This window comes from Oceanimonas sp. AH20CE76 (genome assembly GCF_039654065.1).
Lineage (GTDB): Bacteria > Pseudomonadota > Gammaproteobacteria > Enterobacterales > Aeromonadaceae > Oceanimonas > Oceanimonas smirnovii.
In genome coordinates this window covers 1715437-1734314 of record NZ_CP155481.1, presented here as the reverse complement: position 1 = coordinate 1734314, position 18878 = coordinate 1715437, and the positions used below count along the sequence as shown (strand labels likewise).

Sequence of the window (18878 nt, the reverse complement as noted above, 5' to 3'; positions counted from 1 at the left end):
CAGCCATGGGAATCTTTGAACGTTATCTGTCACTTTGGGTAGGGCTTGGCATTGTGGCCGGCGTTGCGCTGGGCAGCCTGGTGCCCGGCCTGTTTGGTGCCATTGCAGACATTGAATTCGCCCACGTGAATCTGGTGGTGGCGGTGCTGATCTGGGTGATGATCTACCCCATGATGGTGCAGATAGACTTCAGCGCCATTAAAAATGTGGGTAAAAAGCCCAAAGGGCTGATGCTGACCCTGGTGATTAACTGGCTGATCAAGCCCTTTACCATGGCGGCATTGGGCTGGCTGTTTTTTCGCGTATTTTTTGCCGGCTGGGTGGATCCGAACACCGCCGGAGAATATATCGCCGGCATGATACTGCTGGGGGTGGCACCCTGCACCGCCATGGTGTTTGTGTGGAGTCAGCTGACCAAGGGTGATCCGAACTACACCCTGGTACAGGTGTCGGTGAACGACATCATTATGGTGTTTGCGTTTGCCCCCATTGCTGCGTTTTTGCTGGGAGTGAGTGATATTCAGGTGCCCTGGCAGACCTTGCTGTTGTCGGTGGTGCTGTATGTGCTGCTGCCCCTGCTCGCCGGTGTCTGGACCCGGCACCGGCTGGAGCGCAAAGGGGATGGCACCGGTCTTGAACAGTGGCTGCAGCGGCTCAGGCCCTGGTCCATGCTGGGGCTGCTGGGAACAGTGGTGTTGTTGTTTGGCTTTCAGGCACCAACCCTGCTTGAGCAACCCCAGACCATAGTGCTGATCGCCATTCCGCTGCTTATTCAGACCTACGGTATTTTCATCATTGCCTACGGGGCGGCCCGCTGGCTGCGGCTGCCGCACAATGTGGCCGGACCGGCCTGCATGATTGGCACTTCCAACTTTTTTGAGCTGGCGGTAGCGGTGGCCATTTCGTTGTTTGGCCTGCACTCGGGGGCGGCGCTGGCCACTGTGGTAGGCGTGCTGGTGGAAGTGCCGGTGATGCTGTCTTTGGTGGCACTGGTGAACCGCACTCAGCACTGGTTTTCTCACGCTTAAGGTGTTTTTACTTTCACAAGGAATGACAAGATGACCATAAAAGTAGGTATTAACGGATTTGGCCGCATGGGCCGGCTTACCATGCGGGTGCTGTGTGAGCACAGTGATGTGGAAATAGTGCATATTAACGACCCTGCCGGCGATGCAGCCACTCTGGCGCACCTGCTGAATTTTGACTCGGTGCACGGGCGCTGGTGCCATGAGGCCGCCGCCGACGGCAACACCATGCAGATCAACGGCCGGAACATTGCGGTAAGCGGCAACAAGGCCATTGCCGACACCGACTGGTCCGGCTGCGACCTGGTGATTGAAGCCTCGGGCAAGATGAAGAGCAAGGCGGTGCTGCAGGCCTATCTGGATCAGGGCGTAAAACGGGTGGTAGTGACGGCACCTGTAAAAGAAGAGGGCGTGCTGAATGTGGTGATGGGGGTGAACGATCACCTGTTTGATGCCGAAAAACATCCCATAGTGACCGCCGCCTCCTGCACCACCAACTGCCTGGCACCGGTGGTAAAGGTAATGCACGAGCAACTGGGCATAGTGCATGGCTCTATCACTACCATTCACAGCATTACCAATACTCAGACCATTCTGGATGCGCCCCATAAAGATCTGCGCCGGGCGCGTTCCTGTGGTACCAGCCTTATTCCTACCACCACAGGATCGGCCACCGCCATTACCCATATTTTTCCCGAGCTTAAGGGCAAGCTGAACGGCCATGCCATTCGCGTGCCGCTCAGCAACGCCTCCATCACCGACTGTGTGTTTGAAGTGGCCCGGGAAACCACGGCACAAGAGGTCAATGCGCTGCTGAAAGCGGCCGCCGAGGGCGAGCTGAACGGCATTCTGGGCTATGAAGAGCGGCCTCTGGTGTCGGTGGATTATCAGACCGATCCGCGCTCCAGCATTATTGATGCCCTGTCCACCATGGTGGTAAACGGCACTCAGGTAAAAATCTATGCCTGGTACGACAACGAATGGGGCTATGCCAACCGTACCGCCGAGCTGGCGCTGAAGGTGGGGCGTGCATAAATGCTGACCGGCTTGTCTCCTGCCGTGCGCCAGTATTTGGTGGTCACCGGCAATTACTGGGCCTTTACCCTCACCGACGGTGCCCTGCGCATGCTGGTGGTGCTGCACTTTCATGAGCTGGGTTATTCACCGCTGAACATTGCCCTGTTGTTTTTGTTTTATGAGCTGTTTGGGGTGATCACCAACCTGGCAGGGGGCTGGCTGGGTGCCCGCATTGGGCTGAACCGCACCATGAACCTGGGCCTTGGCTTGCAGGTACTGGCGCTGGCCATGTTGCTGATGCCGGCGCTTACCGTGCCCTGGGTGATGGCGGCCCAGGCGCTGTCGGGCATTGCCAAGGATCTGAACAAGATGAGCGCCAAAAGTGCCATCAAGACCCTGGTGCCCGAAGAAGGCAGTCTCTATAAATGGGTGGCGGTGCTCACCGGCTCCAAAAACGCCCTTAAAGGGGCAGGGTTCTTTCTGGGCGGTGCACTGCTTGCCTGGCTGGGCTTTGCCGGTGCCGTTACTGCCATGGCCGCTGCCCTGGCGCTGGTATGGCTGCTCAGCCTGATATTGCTGAAGCAGGAGCTGGGCAAGGCGAAGCACAAGCCGGAATTCCGGGATCTGTTTTCCAAAAGCCCGGCCATCAATATTCTCTCGGCGGCGCGGCTGTTTTTATTTGGTGCCCGGGATGTCTGGTTTGTGGTGGCGTTGCCGGTGTTTTTGTCTCAGACCCTTGGCTGGAGCCACGGCCAGACCGGCGGCTTTCTGGCGCTGTGGGTCATGGGCTACGGGCTGGTGCAGTCGCTGGCGCCACGCATTACCGGCAAGCAGGCAGATGGCACCGGTGCCACATGCTGGGCAGCGGCACTGACACTGCTGCCTGCCGCCATGGCGCTGGGCCTGATGAACGGCCTGAGCCCGGCCTGGGTACTGATAGGTGGTCTGTTGCTGTTTGGTGTGGTGTTTGCGGTGAACTCGTCTCTGCACAGCTACCTGATTGTCAGCCATGCCAGCAGTGACGGCGTATCGCTGGATGTGGGGTTTTATTACATGTCCAACGCCATGGGCCGGCTTATTGGCACCTTGCTGTCGGGCTTTGTGTTTCAGCTGGCGGGGCAGGGCAGTGCCGGCCTGCAGGCCTGTCTGTGGATCTCAGCGCTGTTTTTGTTGTTCACCACGCTTATCTCGCTCCGGCTGCCTCGCCGCGTATATTTTTGATAAGTCATGAATTATATTCATGACTTTTGCGCGGAGCTTGCACATGCTGGAACGTTTTCACCTTGAAGTGCTGGCGGCCATTAAAGAGCAGGGCACCCTGACTCAGGCTGCTGAGTCGTTAAACTTGTCGCAGTCGGCCCTCAGTCACAGCATAAAAAAGCTGGAAGGCCAGCTAAAAACGCCGGTGTGGCAAAAAGAGGGCCGAAGCCTGCGCCTGACCAATGCCGGCGAGCAAATTTTAACGCTCGCCAACCGCGTGCTGCCCCAGTTCAAACACACAGAGCATTTGCTGCGGCAAATTGCCACCGGCGAGATGGGCTCGCTGCGCATTGGTATGGAGTGCCACCCTTGCTACCAGTGGCTGCTGAAAGTGATTGAACCCTATCTGGAAAAGTGGCCCAACGTCGATATTGACGTTAAACAGGAGTTTCAGTTTGGTGGCCTGGGTGCGCTGCACAGTTTTGAAATTGATATTCTGGTCACGCCCGATCCTCTCTACAAACCCAGCCTGAGCTTTATTCCCGTATTTGATTATGAGCACCGGCTGGTGGTGGCATCAAGCCACCCGCTTGCCGCACAGGCTGCGGTGTTGCCCGAGCAACTGGCCGGCGAAGTGCTGTTTACCTATCCGGTAGAGCCCGAGCGGCTGGATATTTTCAGCCAGTTTTTAAATCCGGCTAAATGTACGGTAAAAAGGCACAAAACCATAGAAACCACAGAAATCATGCTGCAGATGGTGGCAGCGGGCCGGGGCGTCAGCGCGCTGCCGGGCTGGCTGGTAGACGAGTTTGCCCAAAAAATGCCCATTAAAAGCCTGCGTTTTGGTGAGCAGGGCATTAACAAGCAGATTTTTCTGGGCGTGCGCAAGGGTGAGGAGCACATCAGCTATTTGAGTGACTTTATCACTCAGGCTCAGGGTATAGCCTGAGCAACTCATGCAATAATTTCATTTATTGATGAAATTAAATCATTTTTGTTCATGTAATTGAGTCTGTATAACTTAACTCATCGCTTAGCTCTGGATGTCTGGACATCCGGTGCTGCACACAGAATACAAACTTCATTGCGGGACAAAGGGATAAAAATCATGAGTAACGATTTCAAATTTTCGGTGAACAGCATCGCCTTCGACGAAAACTACCAACCTGCAGACAGCACTCGTGCTACCACCAACTTTGCCAATCTGGCCCGGGGAGAGAGCCGTCAGCAGAACCTGCGCAACGCCCTCACCATGATCAACAACCGGTTTAATGCCATGGCAAGCTGGGACAATCCCAACGCCAATCGTTACTCTGTTGAGCTGGAAATTATCTCGGTTGATCTCGACATCAACACCGATGCCGAACGCTTTCCGACCATAGAGATCCTGAAAACCTACATTGTTGACCACAAGACCAAGCAGCGCATTGAAGGCATAGTGGGCAATAACTTTTCTTCTTATGTGCGTGATTATGATTTCAGCGTGTTGCTGCTGGAGCACAACAAGGGCAAGGCCGGCTTCAGCGTGCCGGAAAACTTTGGCGATCTGCACGGCAAGCTGTTCAAAAGCTTTGTGCAGTCTGACGCCTACAAACAGAACTTTGCCAAGCTGCCGGTGATCTGCCTGAGTGTGTCAGACAACAAGACCTATCATCAGACTGAAAACCAGCACCCCATTCTGGGCGTGGAATATCTGCCTAACGAGTCGTCACTCACCGAGCAGTATTTCAAGAAGATGGGCCTTAAGGTGCGCTACTTTATGCCGCCCGGCAGCGTGGCTCCGCTGGCCTTTTTCTTCTTTGGCGATTTGCTCAATGACTACACCAATCTGGAGCTGATCAGCACCATCAGTACCATGGAGTCATTCCAGAAAATCTACCGGCCGGAAATTTACAATGCCAATGCCAGCGCCGGTAAGTGCTATAAACCGGATCTGCAAAACGTCGATCACTCCGTCACTCACATTGTGTATGACAGAGAAGAGCGCAGCCAGCTGGCCAAAAAACAGGGCAAATTCGCTGAAGACGTGTTTATCAAGCCTTATCAGGACATTCTGGAACAGTGGTCTGCCAACTACGCCTGATAATAAAACAAGGCCCTGATAAAAGGGCCTGATAATTAACGAGAACAGAAACGGAATTTATGATGACCCAGTTATTATTACCTACTTCTACCGCCGGCAGCCTGCCCAAACCGTCCTGGCTGGCCCAGCCCGAGACTCTCTGGTCACCCTGGAAGCTGGAAGGGCAGGAGCTGATCGACGGCAAGCAGGATGCGCTGCGGGTATCGCTGCAGGAGCAGCAAACCGCCGGCATCGACATTGTGAGCGACGGCGAGCAGACCCGTCAGCACTTTGTCACCACCTTTATTGAACACCTCGACGGGGTGGATTTTGAACAGCGCAGAACCGTTAAAATCCGTGATCGCTACGACGCCAGTGTGCCGTCTGTGGTGGGTGCCGTCAGCCGCCAGAAGCCGGTGTTTGTGGAAGATGCCAAATTTCTGCGCACCCAGACCGACAAGCCCATTAAATGGGCGCTGCCCGGCCCCATGACCATGATCGACACGCTGTATGATGGTCATTACCAAAGCCGGGAAAAACTGGCCTGGGAATTTGCCAAAATTCTCAACCAGGAAGCCAGAGAGCTGGAAGCGGCGGGCGTGGACATTATTCAGTTTGACGAGCCGGCCTTTAACGTCTTCTTTGATGAAGTGAATGACTGGGGCATTGCTGCCCTGGAGCGTGCCATTGAAGGTTTGAAGTGTGAGACCGCCGTGCACATCTGCTACGGCTACGGCATTAAAGCCAACACCGACTGGAAAAAGACCCTTGGATCCGAGTGGCGGCAATATGAAGAAGTGTTCCCGCGGCTGCAGCAGTCCAATATCGACATAGTGTCGCTGGAATGCCAGAACTCCCATGTGCCCATGGAGCTGATTGAACTTATTCGCGGCAAAAAGGTGATGGTAGGGGCCATTGATGTGGCCACCAATGCCATTGAAACGCCGGAACAAGTGGCCGACACCCTGCGCAAGGCCCTGCAGTTTGTAGATGCCGATAAGCTCTACCCCAGCACCAACTGTGGTATGGCCCCCCTGGCCCGCGAGGTTGCCAGAGGCAAGCTCAATGCCCTGAGCGCCGGTGCCGCCATCGTGCGCAAGGAGTTGCTGGGTTAATGATCAAAGAGGATGCATCAGCATCCTCTTTCTGTATCCAGGGTGTAGCCCATGCCCCGCACAGTATGAATAAGCCGTGGCTCAAAACCGTCGTCAATCTTGCTGCGCAACCGGCGTATGGATACATCAATCACGTTGGTGTCGCTGTCGAAGTTCATGTCCCACACCAGAGAGGCGATCAACGAGCGGGGCAGTACTTCCCCCCGACGGCGTACTAGCAGCTCCAGCAGCGCAAATTCCTTATTGGTAAGGTGAATGGACGTGCCAGCGCGGCTAACCTGGCGGCGCGGTAAGTCCAGCACCAAATCTGCCACCTGCAGCTTGTGTTCATCCTGACGGGGAGCGCCCCGGCGCAGCAGGCTGCGCACCCGGGCCAGCAGCTCGGCAAAGGCAAAGGGCTTAACCAGATAATCATCGGCACCCAGCTCAAGACCTCGCACTCTGTCTTCTATGCTGTCTTTGGCGGTCAGAAATAAAATGGGCATTTTCTGCCCCTGTTCGCGCAGCGCCGCCACAATACGCCAGCCGTCAAGGTCCGGCAGCATCACATCCACCACCAGCAGATCATAAGGCTCGGCGCTGGCCTGATGCAGGCCATCCAGGCCGTTACGCACCAGATCCACCACCATGCCAGCTTCACGCAGGCCTTTTTGCAGATAGTCTCCTGTGCTTTGCTCATCTTCGATGATCAGCAGTTTCATACCGTGCTCCGTGACAAAGGAATAGGATCATAATGGCGCACGCGCAGAGACGGCTCAAGCGCGCCGGCCCTGGCTGATGGCTTTGTCACCATAAGATGACAATTTTGTCATTTGCCTGTCATGTTGGCTTCAGGTGTGCCTCTCTATGCTGTGAGCATAACAAGCAGCAAAGAGAAACAGGCGATGACACAGCCAAACAATCTGCCCCGGCGGCGTTTTGTGCAGGGGCTGGCAGCAGGTGGCGTGGTGCTGGGGCTGGCACCCATGCTAGCCTCGGCCCGATCCCCCGTGCCTACCACCATAACGGGCCATGTACCCGAGCTGTCCGGAACCGAATTCGATCTGGTGATCGACGAAACCCCGGTCAATTTCACCGGCAAAACCCGCATGGCCACCACCATTAACGGCTCCATTCCGGGCCCCACCTTGCGCATGCGCGAGGGTGATACGGTGACCATTCGCGTCACCAACCGGCTCAAGGAGCCTACCTCCATTCACTGGCACGGCATCATTCTGCCTTTTGACATGGACGGTGTGCCCGGCATCAGCTTTGCCGGCATTGCGCCCGGTGAAACCTTCACCTATCGCTATACCCTGGAGCAAAGCGGCACTTACTGGTACCACTCGCACTCGGGCATGCAGGAGCTGACCGGCATGTATGGTGCCCTGATTGTAGAGCCGGCCGATGCCGACACCATCAAGGCCGAGCGGGAGCATGTGGTGCTGTTGTCGGACTGGACCGATGAAAACCCCATGCGGGTGTTTGGCAAGCTCAAAAACCAGGGGGATTACTACAACTTTAATCAGCCCACAGTGGTGGATTTTTTTCAGGACATGGCCAGAGGCGGGCTGAATGTCGCACTGGAAAAGCGGCAAATGTGGAATGAAATGCGCATGAGCCCAAGCGATCTGGCGGATCTGTCTTCCGAAACCCTGACCTACCTGATGAACGGTACCACACCGGCAGGCAACTGGGCCGGACTGTTTCAACCCGGTGAACGGGTACGGTTGCGCTTTATCAACGGGGCCGGCAATACCTTTTACGACGTGCGCATTCCCGGCCTGAAGCTGACCGTTGTGCAGGCCGATGGCCTGAATGTAACGCCGGTGGAAGTGGATGAATTCCGCTTTGGTCCCGGTGAAACCTACGATGTACTGGTGGAGCCCACCGCTGAGGCCTATACCCTGTTTGCTCAGGCCATGGACAGAACCGGTTATGCGCGAGGCACCCTGGCCACCCGCGAAGGGTTGAGTGCGGCGGTGCCGCCACTGGATGAACCTCAGTCCCTGACCATGACCGACATGATGGGCACCATGGACCACGGTGCAATGAACGGAATGGCGGGTATGGATCATTCAGCCATGGGCCAGGGTGCCATGCAAAACATGGCCGGTATGGATCATGGAGCCATGGATCACGGTGCCATGGCCGGCGCTTTGGCCGCGGCCAGCAAGGAAGTGCGTCATGCCCGCACCGAATATGGCCCCAGCGTGGATATGCGGGTGGACATGCCCCGCACCAATCTCGATGACCCCGGCGTGGGCTTGCGCAACAACGGCCGGCGGGTGCTCACGCTGGCAGATTTGCACACGCCCGGTGGCCCCATGGACTCACGCCCGCCGGAGCGGGAAATTGAGCTGCATCTCACCGGCAACATGGAGCGTTACACCTGGTCGTTCGACGGCGTCGAGTTTGGCGGCTCCACGCCCATTCACCTGAGTTATGGCGAACGGGTGCGCATTATTCTGCACAACGACACCATGATGACCCATCCCATGCACCTGCACGGCATGTGGAGCGAGCTGGAAAGCCCCGACGGCGAGTTTTTGTGCCGCCGCCACACCATACCGGTGCAGCCGGCTCAGCGTGTCAGCTTTCTGGTCACCGCCGATGCGCTTGGCCGCTGGGCCTGGCATTGTCATCTGATGTTTCATATGGATGCGGGCATGTTCCGCATGGTGGTGGTGTCATGAGTAAATTCACAACAATAGCGAGCGCGGTTCTGGGCGTGCTGGCGCTGCCGGCCATGGCGCAAATGGATCATGGCGATATGCAAATGCAGGGCGGCCAGCCGCCGGTCGATGCCCGGGACCCTCATGCCTACTCCGGAGGCTTCACCCTGGACGAGGGCCCCTACGCGCTGCCCGGACCCCGCCAGCTGAAACTAGCGGACGAGCACTGGTTCTACGGTGTGCTGGCCGACCGGCTGGAGAGGGTGGATAACGGCGATGAACAGATATTGGCTTACGAGGTGGAAGCCTGGGCCGGCCGGGACTACAACCGGGCGGTAATAAAAGCAGAAGGCGATATTGAACATGGCCGTTTAACGGAAGCCAGCACCGAGCTGTTATGGCGCCATGCCCTGACCGGGTTCTGGAACAGCGATCTGGGGGTACGTTACGACACAGGGCACGGCCCGGATCAGGGCTGGCTGGCCGCCGGTGTGTCGGGGCTGGCGCCTTACTGGCTGGAGCTGGACGCCACCGCCTACCTGGGCGACGACGGCCAGACCGCGCTCGCTCTGGAAGCCGAATATGAATTGTTGCTGACGCAACGATGGGTACTGCAACCGGCCATTGAACTCACCGCTTATGGCAGCAACGACGTTGAGCGCGGCCAAGGTCGAGGGCTGTCGGATCTGGTGGCCGGTGCCCGGTTGCGCTATGAGATAAGTCGGCAGTTTGCGCCCTATGTGGGCTGGGAATGGCAGACCGCTCTTGGGAAGCGCGCTGATCAACTCAGAGAAGAAGACGAGGCCACGCAGGAAAATCGCTGGGTAGCCGGGGTCAGGTTCTGGTTTTAAGCTGCCGACATTATTTTTTATTTATCAGGAGCAATACCCATGAAAACCACATTGTCCGTTTTAATGCTGGCGCTGTTGCCCGGTCTGGCGCTGGCTGCCGGTGAGCATGGCGGTCATCATGATGGCCACAATGCCGCCGCCATGCAGCAGAACATGCATGGCGTGGGCCGCCCCGGCCAGCCGGCCGAGGTGAGTCGTACCATAGCGGTAGAGATGAGCGATGACATGCGTTTCACCCCGGCCACCATTGAGGTGAAGGCGGGCGAAACCGTGCGCTTTTTTGTGAAAAATGCCGGCAAACTCAATCACGAGCTGGTGCTGGGCAACCTGGCCATGTTGAAGGAGCACGCCGAGATGATGCGTGAAATGCCCCATATGCAGCACGCCGAGCCCAATATGCTGAGTCTGAAGCCGAGGCAGCGAGGCGGCCTTATCTGGCATTTTGACCAGGCCGGCACCGTGGACTTTGCCTGTCTGGTTCCGGGACACATGGAAGCGGGCATGACAGGGCAAGTTAAGGTCATGCAATAACAGGCTGGAACAAAAGGAGGCAGGACATGAGCAAGTCATCTGATTCCGCTCGTTGGATGCTTTGGCTTGGCGGTGCCCTGGCCCTGCTGTTGCTTGCCATGATCGCCGGTCATTTTCTGATGGGTGGCAGCCAAATGTGGGGGGACATGCCTCACGACCGGGCATTTTCGGTACAGGGCAAGGCAGTCTACGGCGAGTATTGCGCCAGCTGTCACGGCGCCGATCTCAGGGGCACCCCCAAGGGACCGCCCTTTATTCACAGGGTGTACGAGCCGTCACACCATGGTGACGAGGCCTTTTACCGGGCCGCCGCCAACGGTGTGCGCGCTCATCACTGGCGCTTTGGCGATATGCCGCCGGTAGCGGGTGTCAGCCGTGACGAGGTGAGCGCCATTATTGACTATGTGCGCGAGCAGCAGCGCCGGCATGGCATCGACTAGGCCTTGGCAAAGGACTGTGCGGGGAAACTCATGGTAAAACAGGTTTCCCGCTCGTCGGAGTGTACCGTCAGGGTACCGCCATGGCCGGTCACAATGGCCTTGGCGATGGCCAGCCCAAGCCCGGTGCCTTCGGTGGCCGGCTGGCGGGCACTGTCTGCCCGGTAAAAACGATCGAACAATCGTGACCATTGGGCCGGCGGGATCGGCGCCCCGGGGTTGGCCACGGCCACCGTTATGCCTTTGGCGTTATCGGTGAGGGTAATGAGAACCGTACCCTGGGCCGGGGTGTAGCGAATGGCATTGCTCAGCAAATTGCTGACGGCTCGCTGCACCATGGCTCTGTCTCCCCACAGGTGAGCATGGCCCAGGCGCTGTAGCGCTACCTGTTGCTCACTGGCCAGCGGCTCAAAAAAATCCATCAGCTCATCCACCTCTTGCGCCAGATCCAGGTGCATGCACTGCATGGCCAGCTGGCCTTGATCGGATTTGGCCAGAAACAGCATTTCATTGATCATTCTGCTTAACCGCTCGGCTGCGTTCAGGTTGGCATAGAGGGCTTCCCGGTAATCGTCTGCGGTGCGGGTCTGGCTCAGGGCAACCTGAGTCTGCATCATCAGGCTGTTAACCGGGGTACGCAGTTCGTGAGCAATGTCGGAAGAAAAGTCGGTAAGCCGCCGAAAGGAGTCTTCCAGCCGGTCCAGCATGCTGTTAAAGGCCTTGATGGGTTCAAGCAGCTCTGTTGGGGCGTTCTGCTCCGGCAGGCGGTGATCAAGCTGGCTGGCGCTAATGCGGGTAGACACCCGGGCCAGGGAATGCAATGGCTTGAGCCCGGTGCGTGAGGCAAACCAGCCCAGCAGGATGGAGGTCAGTGCAATGCCACCGGTCAGCCAGAGCAGACCGGTTTTGATGTGTTCAATAAAGTGCTGGTGATAACGGGTATCCATGACCACACGGATCAGCACCGGCCCGGGCAGTGTGGTGCTTGCGAACCGCTCGGTCACGCTGCGGTACTGAACACCACTTTCTGTCCAGCTTTCAAGCAGGGGTAGGGTACTGACCGGCGGCATAGCCCGGTGCCAGCTTGCCTGCTGCCGAGTATCTACCAGCAGGGCACCGTCGGGCGTGGTAATTTGCACACTATGGGCGCTGTATCCCGACAGCGCAGTACGCAGCCGAGCTTGTGTTTGTGCCCAGCCGGCGTGACCATCCTGCCACTGACTGACCAGCAGGTTTTTAACCAGCACTATCTTGCCCTTGAGATCGTCTTCATCCTGACGAGCAAAATGCTGCTCCAGAGACTGCATCAGCACCAGGCTGACCAACCCCCAGATAGCCAGCATGGTCAGGCTGAACAAGATGCTCAGGCGGGAAGTCAGTGAAAGGTAATAACCCATAATGCGGCGTTTAGCGTCAATGAATAACCAGGTGCCTACTGTATCGCTTGAGCGTTTGTACTGCCAGTAAGGCTGGTTTCAGCATTCCCCCTTGGGCATACTGTTTGGCCACATCTTATTTTCATCGGCTTGCCTGCTTTTTAGCCATCGCGAGCCTGTTTTGTATTCAAGGATCTCCATGGCCATTAAAAAAACGGCGCTTTACTCCTCCCTTTGGGCCAGCTGCGATCAGCTGCGCGGCGGTATGGATGCGTCCCAGTACAAGGACTATGTGCTCACCCTGTTGTTCATGAAATACGTGTCCGACAAAGCCAAAGACAACCCTTATTCCATGATTGAAGTGCCGCCGGGTGCCAGCTTTGACGACATGGTGGCGCTGAAGGGCGACAAGGAAATCGGCGATAAGATCAACAAGATCATCAGCGCTCTGGCACAAGAGAACGATCTCAAGGGCGTGATTGATGTGGCCGACTTCAACGACGAAGACAAGCTCGGCAAGGGCAAGGACATGATTGACCGGCTGTCCAAGCTCATCGGCATTTTTGAAGGCATTGATCTCTCGGCCAACCGGGCGGAAGGCGACGACCTGCTGGGGGATGCCTACGAATACCTGATGCGCCACTTCGCCACCGAGTCCGGCAAGAGCAAGGGCCAGTTTTATACGCCGTCGGAGGTATCGCGCATTCTGGCCAAGGTGGTGGGCATTAATAAGAACACCTCTCAGGAAGCCACGGTATACGACCCCACCTGCGGCTCCGGCTCTTTGTTGCTTAAAGCCAGCGACGAAGCCCCCCGAGGCTTGTCCATCTATGGTCAGGAAATGGACAACGCCACCAGCGCACTGGCCCGCATGAACATGATCCTTCACGACAACGCCACCGCCAAGATCTGGAAGGGCAACACCCTGAGTGCGCCCCAGTGGAAGGAAGACAACGGCCAGCTTAAAACCTTTGACTTTGCCGTGGCCAACCCGCCGTTCTCCAACAAAAACTGGACCAGCGGCCTGAACCCGGCGGACGATGAATTTGGCCGCTTTGAATGGGGCACGCCCCCGGAGAAAAACGGCGACTACGCCTTTTTGCTGCATATTCTCAAAAGCCTTAACAGCAACGGCAAGGGCGCGGTCATTTTGCCTCACGGCGTGCTGTTTCGCGGCAACGCCGAGGCCCGCATTCGGGAAAACCTGATCAAACAGGGCTACATCAAGGGCATTATCGGCCTGCCTGCCAACCTGTTTTATGGCACCGGCATTCCCGCCTGCATTATCGTGCTCGACAAAGCCCATGCCCGCAGCCGGGCCAACGACGAAGCAGAGCAGGGCATTTTTATGGTGGATGCCAGCAAGGGTTTTATTAAAGACGGCAACAAAAACCGGCTGCGTAGCCAGGACATTCATAAAATTGTGGATGTGTTCACCAAGGGCATTGAGCTGCCGCGCTTCAGCCGCAACGTGCCCTTCAGTGAAATTGTGGCCAACGACTATAACCTGAACATTCCCCGCTACATTGACGCAAGCGATCCGGAAGACTTGCACGACTTGTCTGCTCACCTGCAAGGGGGCATTCCCAACCGGGATATCGATGCCCTTGCCGACTACTGGCGAGTATTCCCCAGCCTGCGTGCTACCCTGTTCGCGCCGGCGCGGGATGGCTACAGCCAGGCACTGGTGAGTGCGTCCGAGGTGAAAAGCACCATTTTGGCTCACGACGAATTTAAGCGCTTTGCCGAGCGCAGCCTGGAGCCCTTTACCCAATGGGCCGAGGACGCCAAGCTTTCAGAAATCGCCAAAGGCGACAGCCCCAAGGAGCTGATTTTTGAACTGTCGGAAGACCTGCTCAGCCGCTACGCCAACCTGCCGCTGCTCAGCAAATATGATGTGTATCAGCTGCTGATGGACTACTGGGCCGAGGAAATGCAGGACGATGTGTATGTGCTGGTGCAGGACGGCTGGCCCGCGGGCAGAGTGCTGCGCAAACTGGTGGCCGCCAAGGGCGAAAAACTGAAGGAAACCCCGGATCTCGTCATCAACAAGGTGAAGTACAAGGCCGAGCTTATTCCGCCTGCGCTGATCACCGCCCGTTACTTTAAGGATGAGCAGCAGCAACTTGATGCGCTGCAAGCGGATCTCGACACTGCCACTCAGGCGCTGGAAAGCTTTATTGAAGAGAACAGCAATGAAGACGGCCTGCTCAGCGATGCCCTCAACGACAAGGATAAGGTCACCAAGGCCAGCGTCACCGCCCGCCAGAAGCTCGTCACCGATGCGGAAGAAAAAGCCGCGCTCAAGCAGGCCAAAAAACTGTTCGACGCCGAGGCCAGTGCCAGAAAGGCACTGAAAGACGCCCAGGACACGCTTGACCAGGCGGTATTCGAGCAATACGGCAAGCTGGATGAGAACGCCATTAAAACCCTGATGGTGCAGGACAAATGGCTGGCCCATCTGCAAGGTGCCATTACCAGTGAAGTGGAACGGGTCACCCAGCAATTGGCCAACCGGGTCAAGCAGCTGGAAGAACGCTACAGCCAGCCGCTGCCCAAGCTGACCCAAGCAGTCGAAGACTTAAGCGAGAAAGTCGCCGGCCACCTCAAGGCCATGGGGCTAGCGCTATGAGTACACCGCGTCACAATACGCTAGCCAGTTTGGTGGAGTCCATTGCGCTCATCATAGAGCAAGCGCGCGGACAAGTGCGCCAAGCCGTGAATAGCGCCATGGTTAACAGCTACTGGCATATCGGGCAAATGATTGTTGAGCACGAACAGCAAGGTGCTGCTCGTGCTCAATACGGCAAGCAGCAATTACAGCAGTTATCGGCAGAGCTCACCGAGCGATTGGGTAAAGGCTTTGATGTCACCAACTTGCGTAATATGCGCGCCTTTTATCAGGCGTTTCCAATTCGGGAGACGGTGTCTCTCGAATTGAGCTGGTCGCATTACAACGCCTTATCGCGTATTGAAAATGAGTCGGCACGCCGGTGGTATCAACAAGAAGCTCAGAAGCAAGCCTGGAGCGTGCGCGCTTTGGAGCGACAAATCAGCAAGCTCTACTACGAGCGCTTACTGGCCAGCCAAGACAAGACGCTGGTTGAAAACGAAGCCGCTCAGCACACCCAGCCGTTAGCGGAGTCGGTAAAAGAGTATTTGCGCGATCCCTACATTTTAGACTTTCTTAATCTGCAAGATAAAAGCTACCAGGAAAGCGAGCTGGAGCAGGCCATTATCAGCAATCTGCAGCAGTTTTTGCTGGAGCTGGGCAAAGGGTTTGCCTTTGTGGAGCGCCAGCAGCGCATTCGTTTTGATGACGAAGACTTCTTTATTGACCTTGTGTTTTACAACTTCAAGCTCAAGTGCTTTCTGCTGGTGGATCTGAAGCTGGGCAAACTCCGGCATCAGGACATTGGCCAGATGGACACCTATGTGCGCCTGTATGACGAGCAACGCAAGGGCGACGACGACAACCCTACCATTGGCCTAGTGCTGTGCAGTGAAAAGAGTGAAGCTGTGGTGAAATATTCCGTGCTGGCAGACAAAAAGCAGCTGTTTGCCGCCAAATATCTGCCCTATTTGCCCAGTGAAGAAGAGCTGAAACGGGAGCTGGAGCGCGAACGGGCCCGGGCCATGGCGCAACTGTCGCAATCAGGTAAGCAGGAAGACAATGAATAATCAGGTAGCGCAAGTGAGCGAAAAAGCAATGGCCGCAGCGGAGCCAATGGTGCCGGCAGGCTATAAGCAGACTGAGGTAGGAGTGATCCCGGAGGATTGGGAAGTATCAGCTATTGCTGACAAGCATACTATTGCAACCGGTTCAACCCCTCCTACAGCTAATCCTAAGAATTATGGTGAGGACTTCTTATTTGTTAGCCCAGCAGATTTGAGTGATAAGAAGTATATATTAACGACAGAAAAAAAACTTTCTAAACAAGGGTTTGCTTTATCTAAAAAGTACCCGTCGGGGAGCACGTTATTTACTTGTATTGGTTCCACTATTGGAAAAACAGGCTTTGCAACAGAGGAGTTAACTTCTAATCAACAAATTAATGCGGTTTTCCCAAGTGAAGATAGTGATACTGAATTTACTTATTATGCGATCACGTATATTGCACCTAAAGTTAAGGCGTTAGCCGGTCAACAAGCTGTACCGTTGGTTAATAAGAGCGAATTTGGTGAAACGATATTTGGCTTTCCACGAGAGAGAAAAGAACAAACCGCCATCGCCAATGCGCTATCCGATGTCGATGCGCTGATCGGCAGCCTGGAAGCCCTGATCGTCAAAAAACAGGCTATTAAGACCGCCACCATGCAGCAACTGCTCACTGGTCGCACCCGCCTGCCACAGTTCGCCAATCGCCCCGATGGCAGCCCCAAAGGCTATAAAACCAGCGAGCTGGGGGAGATACCGGAGGATTGGGAATTCTGTACTCTTGATGATGTCCTCGATACATGTACAAGTGGAGGAACTCCCTATCGAGGGAATCCCTCTTTTTATAAGGGGGCGGTTCGTTGGATTACTAGCGGTGAATTAAATTACTGCAAGATAAATGACACTTATGAAAAAATTAGCGAAGATGCTGTAGTTAAATCAAACCTTAAAATTCATCCTGAAGGCACATTCCTTATGGCCATAACAGGATTAGAAGCTGCTGGAACAAGAGGTGCATGTGGCATCGTGGGAGCACCAGCAACTACAAACCAATCTTGCATGGCCCTATACCCTAATAGCAGGCTTGAATCTCAGTACTTGTATCATTGGTATGTATACAATGGTGATAGTCTTGCATTTAAATATTGCCAAGGTACTAAGCAGCTAAGTTACACTGCGGGATTAGTACGAAAAATCTCTATATTCTTACCCGTGAGCGCACAAGAACAAACCGCCATCGCCACCATCCTCTCCGATATGGACGAAGAAATTCAGGCGCTTGAAGCACGGCTGACCAAAACCCGCGATCTCAAGCAGGGCATGATGCAGCAACTGCTCACCGGTAAAATCCGGCTGATAAAGCCATTAGCGGGAGATGAGCACCATGCCGGTTGAGGTAACCCTGGAGCAGTTGCGTTCATTGCTGAAAGAGCTATGTGGACTGCCAGCGGAAACCGAGTGGGTGGAGTTCAAACACAATGCAGATGTGGAAAAGATTGGTGAGTATATTTCAGCGCTTGCCAACTCTGCTGCCCTGCTTGGAAAACAAACCGCGTATCTGGTTTATGGCGTGGATGATGACACTCATGAGGTTGTAGGCACCAGGTTCAAACCTTCCCAGCAGAAACATAAACAGCAAGAGCTGGAAAACTGGCTGTTACAGAAGCTGTCGCCGAAAATCCATTTCCGTTTCCATGAGTTTCTGGCAGGAGCGGAAGATGACAAGCCGGTGGTGATCCTGGAAATTCAGCCCGCCGCCCATCATCCGGTGCAGTTCGATGGCGTGGAGTACATCCGCAGTGGCTCTTACAAGAAAAAGCTGAAAGACTTTCCGGAGAAAGAGCGTGAGCTGTGGCGGGTGTTCGACAAGACTCCGTTCGAGCAGCAACTGGCGGCAAATAACATTTCAGCAGATAAAGTGCTGCAATTATTGGAATATCCGGCCTATTTCGATCTGACCGGCCTGCCATTGCCGGATAACCGGGCCGGCATTCTGGACGCACTGAAAGCGGATCGGCTGATTGAGCAAGCCGTGGGCGGCAACTGGCACATCACCAACCTGGGCGCGATTTTGTTTGCCCGCAAACTGCAGAGCTTTCAGCACCTGGGGCGCAAAGCGGTACGGCTGATTTTGTACAAGGGGAACAGCCGTATTGAAACCGTCAGGGAAATCGAAGGCAACAAAGGTTACGCCGTTGGTTTTGAGGGGCTGATCGATTATCTCAAAACCTTGCTCCCTTCCAACGAAGAGATCGGCAAGGCCTTTCGCAAAGAAGTGCCCATGTATCCCGAGCTGGCCATCCGTGAGCTGGTGGCGAATGCCATCATTCATCAGGATTTTTCCATTACCGGCACAGGACCCATGATTGAAGTGTTTGCTACCCGCATGGAAATCACCAACCCCGGCGTGCCGTTGGTGGCAACAGAACGCTTTCTGGACTCGCCACCCCGCAGTCGCAATGAAGCCCTCGCATCCTTCTTGCGGCGCGTGAATATCTGCGAGGAAAGGGGGACGGGCATTGACAAGGTGGTATTTCAGACCGAGTTATATCAGCTGCCAGCGCCGGTGTTTGAAGTCACCGAACAACACACCCGAAGCATATTGTTCAGCTACAAAACCTTTGCAGATATGGACAAGGAAGAGCGTATTCGCGCTTGCTACCTGCACTGCTGTTTGAAATATGTGAATCGGGAGCCCATGAATAATCCAAGTTTACGTGAGCGTTTCGACATTGAGCCGAAGAGCAAATCCATGGTGACTCGTGTGATCAATGATGCCCTGGAAGCCAAAGTGATACGGCTTTACGATCCGGATGTCGGCCCCAAAGCGCGCCGCTACATCCCATTTTGGGCCTGATTTGGTTGACTGGTTGTTGACTGAAAGCAGTAATATGGCTTCCAAAAGCATCATAATCACTATAAGTAATTGATTTTATTGGATTAATTTGGTTG

The 18878-nt window shown here is 55.4% G+C and carries 16 protein-coding genes; 14 read left to right on the top strand and 2 right to left on the bottom strand.

Translation table 11 applies throughout. The features are described 5' to 3' along the window. Window positions 1-5: 5 nt before the first annotated feature. From arsB to N2M06_RS08435, 6 genes are all read left to right on the top strand, one after another. On the top strand, window positions 6-1028 hold the full coding sequence (gene arsB, locus N2M06_RS08460; protein ID WP_317075569.1) for an ACR3 family arsenite efflux transporter: 1023 nt from the start codon (window positions 6-8) through the stop codon (window positions 1026-1028). A 30-nt stretch (window positions 1029-1058) separates the two neighbouring features. Further along, the gene (locus N2M06_RS08455; protein ID WP_346350531.1) at window positions 1059-2060 is read left to right on the top strand and encodes an ArsJ-associated glyceraldehyde-3-phosphate dehydrogenase; all 1002 of its coding nucleotides are present in this window, start codon (window positions 1059-1061) and stop codon (window positions 2058-2060) included. Further along, window positions 2061-3263 carry an organoarsenical effux MFS transporter ArsJ gene (gene arsJ, locus N2M06_RS08450; RefSeq protein ID WP_317075571.1) on the top strand — a complete coding sequence of 401 codons (1203 nt, stop codon included), beginning with the start codon at window positions 2061-2063 and terminating at the stop codon, window positions 3261-3263. Between the two features lie 43 nt (window positions 3264-3306). Then, the gene (locus N2M06_RS08445) at window positions 3307-4191 is read left to right on the top strand and encodes a LysR family transcriptional regulator (protein WP_317075572.1); all 885 of its coding nucleotides are present in this window, start codon (window positions 3307-3309) and stop codon (window positions 4189-4191) included. Between the two features lie 159 nt (window positions 4192-4350). Further along, window positions 4351-5325, top strand: coding sequence for a DUF1852 domain-containing protein (locus N2M06_RS08440; RefSeq protein ID WP_346350530.1), 975 nt, complete (start codon window positions 4351-4353; stop codon window positions 5323-5325). Between the two features lie 59 nt (window positions 5326-5384). After that, window positions 5385-6419: a methionine synthase gene (locus tag N2M06_RS08435; protein ID WP_346350529.1), complete on the top strand. Its 1035-nt coding sequence runs from the start codon at window positions 5385-5387 to the stop codon at window positions 6417-6419. A 17-nt stretch (window positions 6420-6436) separates the two neighbouring features. Here the strand turns inward: N2M06_RS08435 and N2M06_RS08430 are convergent, their stop codons facing one another. Continuing rightward, window positions 6437-7120 (bottom strand): heavy metal response regulator transcription factor, encoded by a 684-nt coding sequence (locus N2M06_RS08430; RefSeq protein WP_346350528.1) that lies wholly within the window; start codon window positions 7118-7120, stop codon window positions 6437-6439. A 183-nt stretch (window positions 7121-7303) separates the two neighbouring features. On the opposite strand from N2M06_RS08430, the gene N2M06_RS08425 reads away from it, so the two are divergent. Genes N2M06_RS08425 through N2M06_RS08410 form a run of 4 tightly spaced genes read left to right on the top strand, consistent with a single transcriptional unit; the run spans window position 7304 to window position 10895 of the window. After that, complete coding sequence (locus tag N2M06_RS08425; protein ID WP_346350527.1) at window positions 7304-9094, top strand: copper resistance system multicopper oxidase; 1791 nt, start codon at window positions 7304-7306, stop codon at window positions 9092-9094. After that, window positions 9091-9924, top strand: a complete 834-nt coding sequence (locus N2M06_RS08420) for a copper resistance protein B (RefSeq protein ID WP_346350526.1) — start codon at window positions 9091-9093, stop codon at window positions 9922-9924. Before N2M06_RS08425 ends, N2M06_RS08420 begins: the two co-directional genes overlap by 4 nt. Before the next feature lie 39 nt (window positions 9925-9963). Next, entirely contained in the window at window positions 9964-10455 is a 492-nt protein-coding gene (locus N2M06_RS08415) for a cupredoxin family protein (protein WP_317075576.1), read from the top strand. Between the two features lie 26 nt (window positions 10456-10481). After that, on the top strand, window positions 10482-10895 hold the full coding sequence (locus N2M06_RS08410; RefSeq protein WP_346350525.1) for a cytochrome c: 414 nt from the start codon (window positions 10482-10484) through the stop codon (window positions 10893-10895). Here the strand turns inward: N2M06_RS08410 and N2M06_RS08405 are convergent. Then, window positions 10892-12289, bottom strand: coding sequence for a heavy metal sensor histidine kinase (locus N2M06_RS08405; RefSeq protein ID WP_346350524.1), 1398 nt, complete (start codon window positions 12287-12289; stop codon window positions 10892-10894). The genes N2M06_RS08410 and N2M06_RS08405 overlap by 4 nt on opposite strands. A 178-nt stretch (window positions 12290-12467) precedes the next feature. Between N2M06_RS08405 and N2M06_RS08400 the strand changes: the two genes are divergently transcribed. Genes N2M06_RS08400 through N2M06_RS08385 form a run of 4 tightly spaced genes read left to right on the top strand, consistent with a single transcriptional unit; the run spans window position 12468 to window position 18783 of the window. Beyond that, on the top strand, window positions 12468-14900 hold the full coding sequence (locus N2M06_RS08400) for a type I restriction-modification system subunit M (RefSeq protein WP_346350523.1): 2433 nt from the start codon (window positions 12468-12470) through the stop codon (window positions 14898-14900). Beyond that, the gene (locus N2M06_RS08395; protein ID WP_346350522.1) at window positions 14897-15949 is read left to right on the top strand and encodes a PDDEXK nuclease domain-containing protein; all 1053 of its coding nucleotides are present in this window, start codon (window positions 14897-14899) and stop codon (window positions 15947-15949) included. The genes N2M06_RS08400 and N2M06_RS08395 overlap by 4 nt, the downstream gene beginning before the upstream one ends. After that, window positions 15942-17321 carry a restriction endonuclease subunit S gene (locus tag N2M06_RS08390; protein ID WP_346350521.1) on the top strand — a complete coding sequence of 460 codons (1380 nt, stop codon included), beginning with the start codon at window positions 15942-15944 and terminating at the stop codon, window positions 17319-17321. The genes N2M06_RS08395 and N2M06_RS08390 overlap by 8 nt, the downstream gene beginning before the upstream one ends. Then, a complete protein-coding gene (locus N2M06_RS08385; RefSeq protein ID WP_346350520.1) occupies window positions 17311-18783 on the top strand; it encodes an RNA-binding domain-containing protein in 1473 nt (490 codons plus the stop codon). Before N2M06_RS08390 ends, N2M06_RS08385 begins: the two co-directional genes overlap by 11 nt. Window positions 18784-18878: the final 95 nt, after the last annotated feature.

What these genes read in the sequence shown, in the direction of transcription:
- arsB (WP_317075569.1), top strand. Translation starts at nt 6, where the DNA reads ATGGGAATCTTTGAACGTTATCTGTCACTTTGGGTAGGGCTTGGCATT.
- N2M06_RS08455 (WP_346350531.1), top strand. Translation starts at nt 1,059, where the DNA reads ATGACCATAAAAGTAGGTATTAACGGATTTGGCCGCATGGGCCGGCTT.
- arsJ (WP_317075571.1), top strand. Translation starts at nt 2,061, where the DNA reads ATGCTGACCGGCTTGTCTCCTGCCGTGCGCCAGTATTTGGTGGTCACC.
- N2M06_RS08445 (WP_317075572.1), top strand. Translation starts at nt 3,307, where the DNA reads ATGCTGGAACGTTTTCACCTTGAAGTGCTGGCGGCCATTAAAGAGCAG.
- N2M06_RS08440 (WP_346350530.1), top strand. Translation starts at nt 4,351, where the DNA reads ATGAGTAACGATTTCAAATTTTCGGTGAACAGCATCGCCTTCGACGAA.
- N2M06_RS08435 (WP_346350529.1), top strand. Translation starts at nt 5,385, where the DNA reads ATGATGACCCAGTTATTATTACCTACTTCTACCGCCGGCAGCCTGCCC.
- N2M06_RS08430 (WP_346350528.1), bottom strand. Translation starts at nt 7,120, where the DNA reads ATGAAACTGCTGATCATCGAAGATGAGCAAAGCACAGGAGACTATCTG.
- N2M06_RS08425 (WP_346350527.1), top strand. Translation starts at nt 7,304, where the DNA reads ATGACACAGCCAAACAATCTGCCCCGGCGGCGTTTTGTGCAGGGGCTG.
- N2M06_RS08420 (WP_346350526.1), top strand. Translation starts at nt 9,091, where the DNA reads ATGAGTAAATTCACAACAATAGCGAGCGCGGTTCTGGGCGTGCTGGCG.
- N2M06_RS08415 (WP_317075576.1), top strand. Translation starts at nt 9,964, where the DNA reads ATGAAAACCACATTGTCCGTTTTAATGCTGGCGCTGTTGCCCGGTCTG.
- N2M06_RS08410 (WP_346350525.1), top strand. Translation starts at nt 10,482, where the DNA reads ATGAGCAAGTCATCTGATTCCGCTCGTTGGATGCTTTGGCTTGGCGGT.
- N2M06_RS08405 (WP_346350524.1), bottom strand. Translation starts at nt 12,289, where the DNA reads ATGGGTTATTACCTTTCACTGACTTCCCGCCTGAGCATCTTGTTCAGC.
- N2M06_RS08400 (WP_346350523.1), top strand. Translation starts at nt 12,468, where the DNA reads ATGGCCATTAAAAAAACGGCGCTTTACTCCTCCCTTTGGGCCAGCTGC.
- N2M06_RS08395 (WP_346350522.1), top strand. Translation starts at nt 14,897, where the DNA reads ATGAGTACACCGCGTCACAATACGCTAGCCAGTTTGGTGGAGTCCATT.
- N2M06_RS08390 (WP_346350521.1), top strand. Translation starts at nt 15,942, where the DNA reads ATGAATAATCAGGTAGCGCAAGTGAGCGAAAAAGCAATGGCCGCAGCG.
- N2M06_RS08385 (WP_346350520.1), top strand. Translation starts at nt 17,311, where the DNA reads ATGCCGGTTGAGGTAACCCTGGAGCAGTTGCGTTCATTGCTGAAAGAG.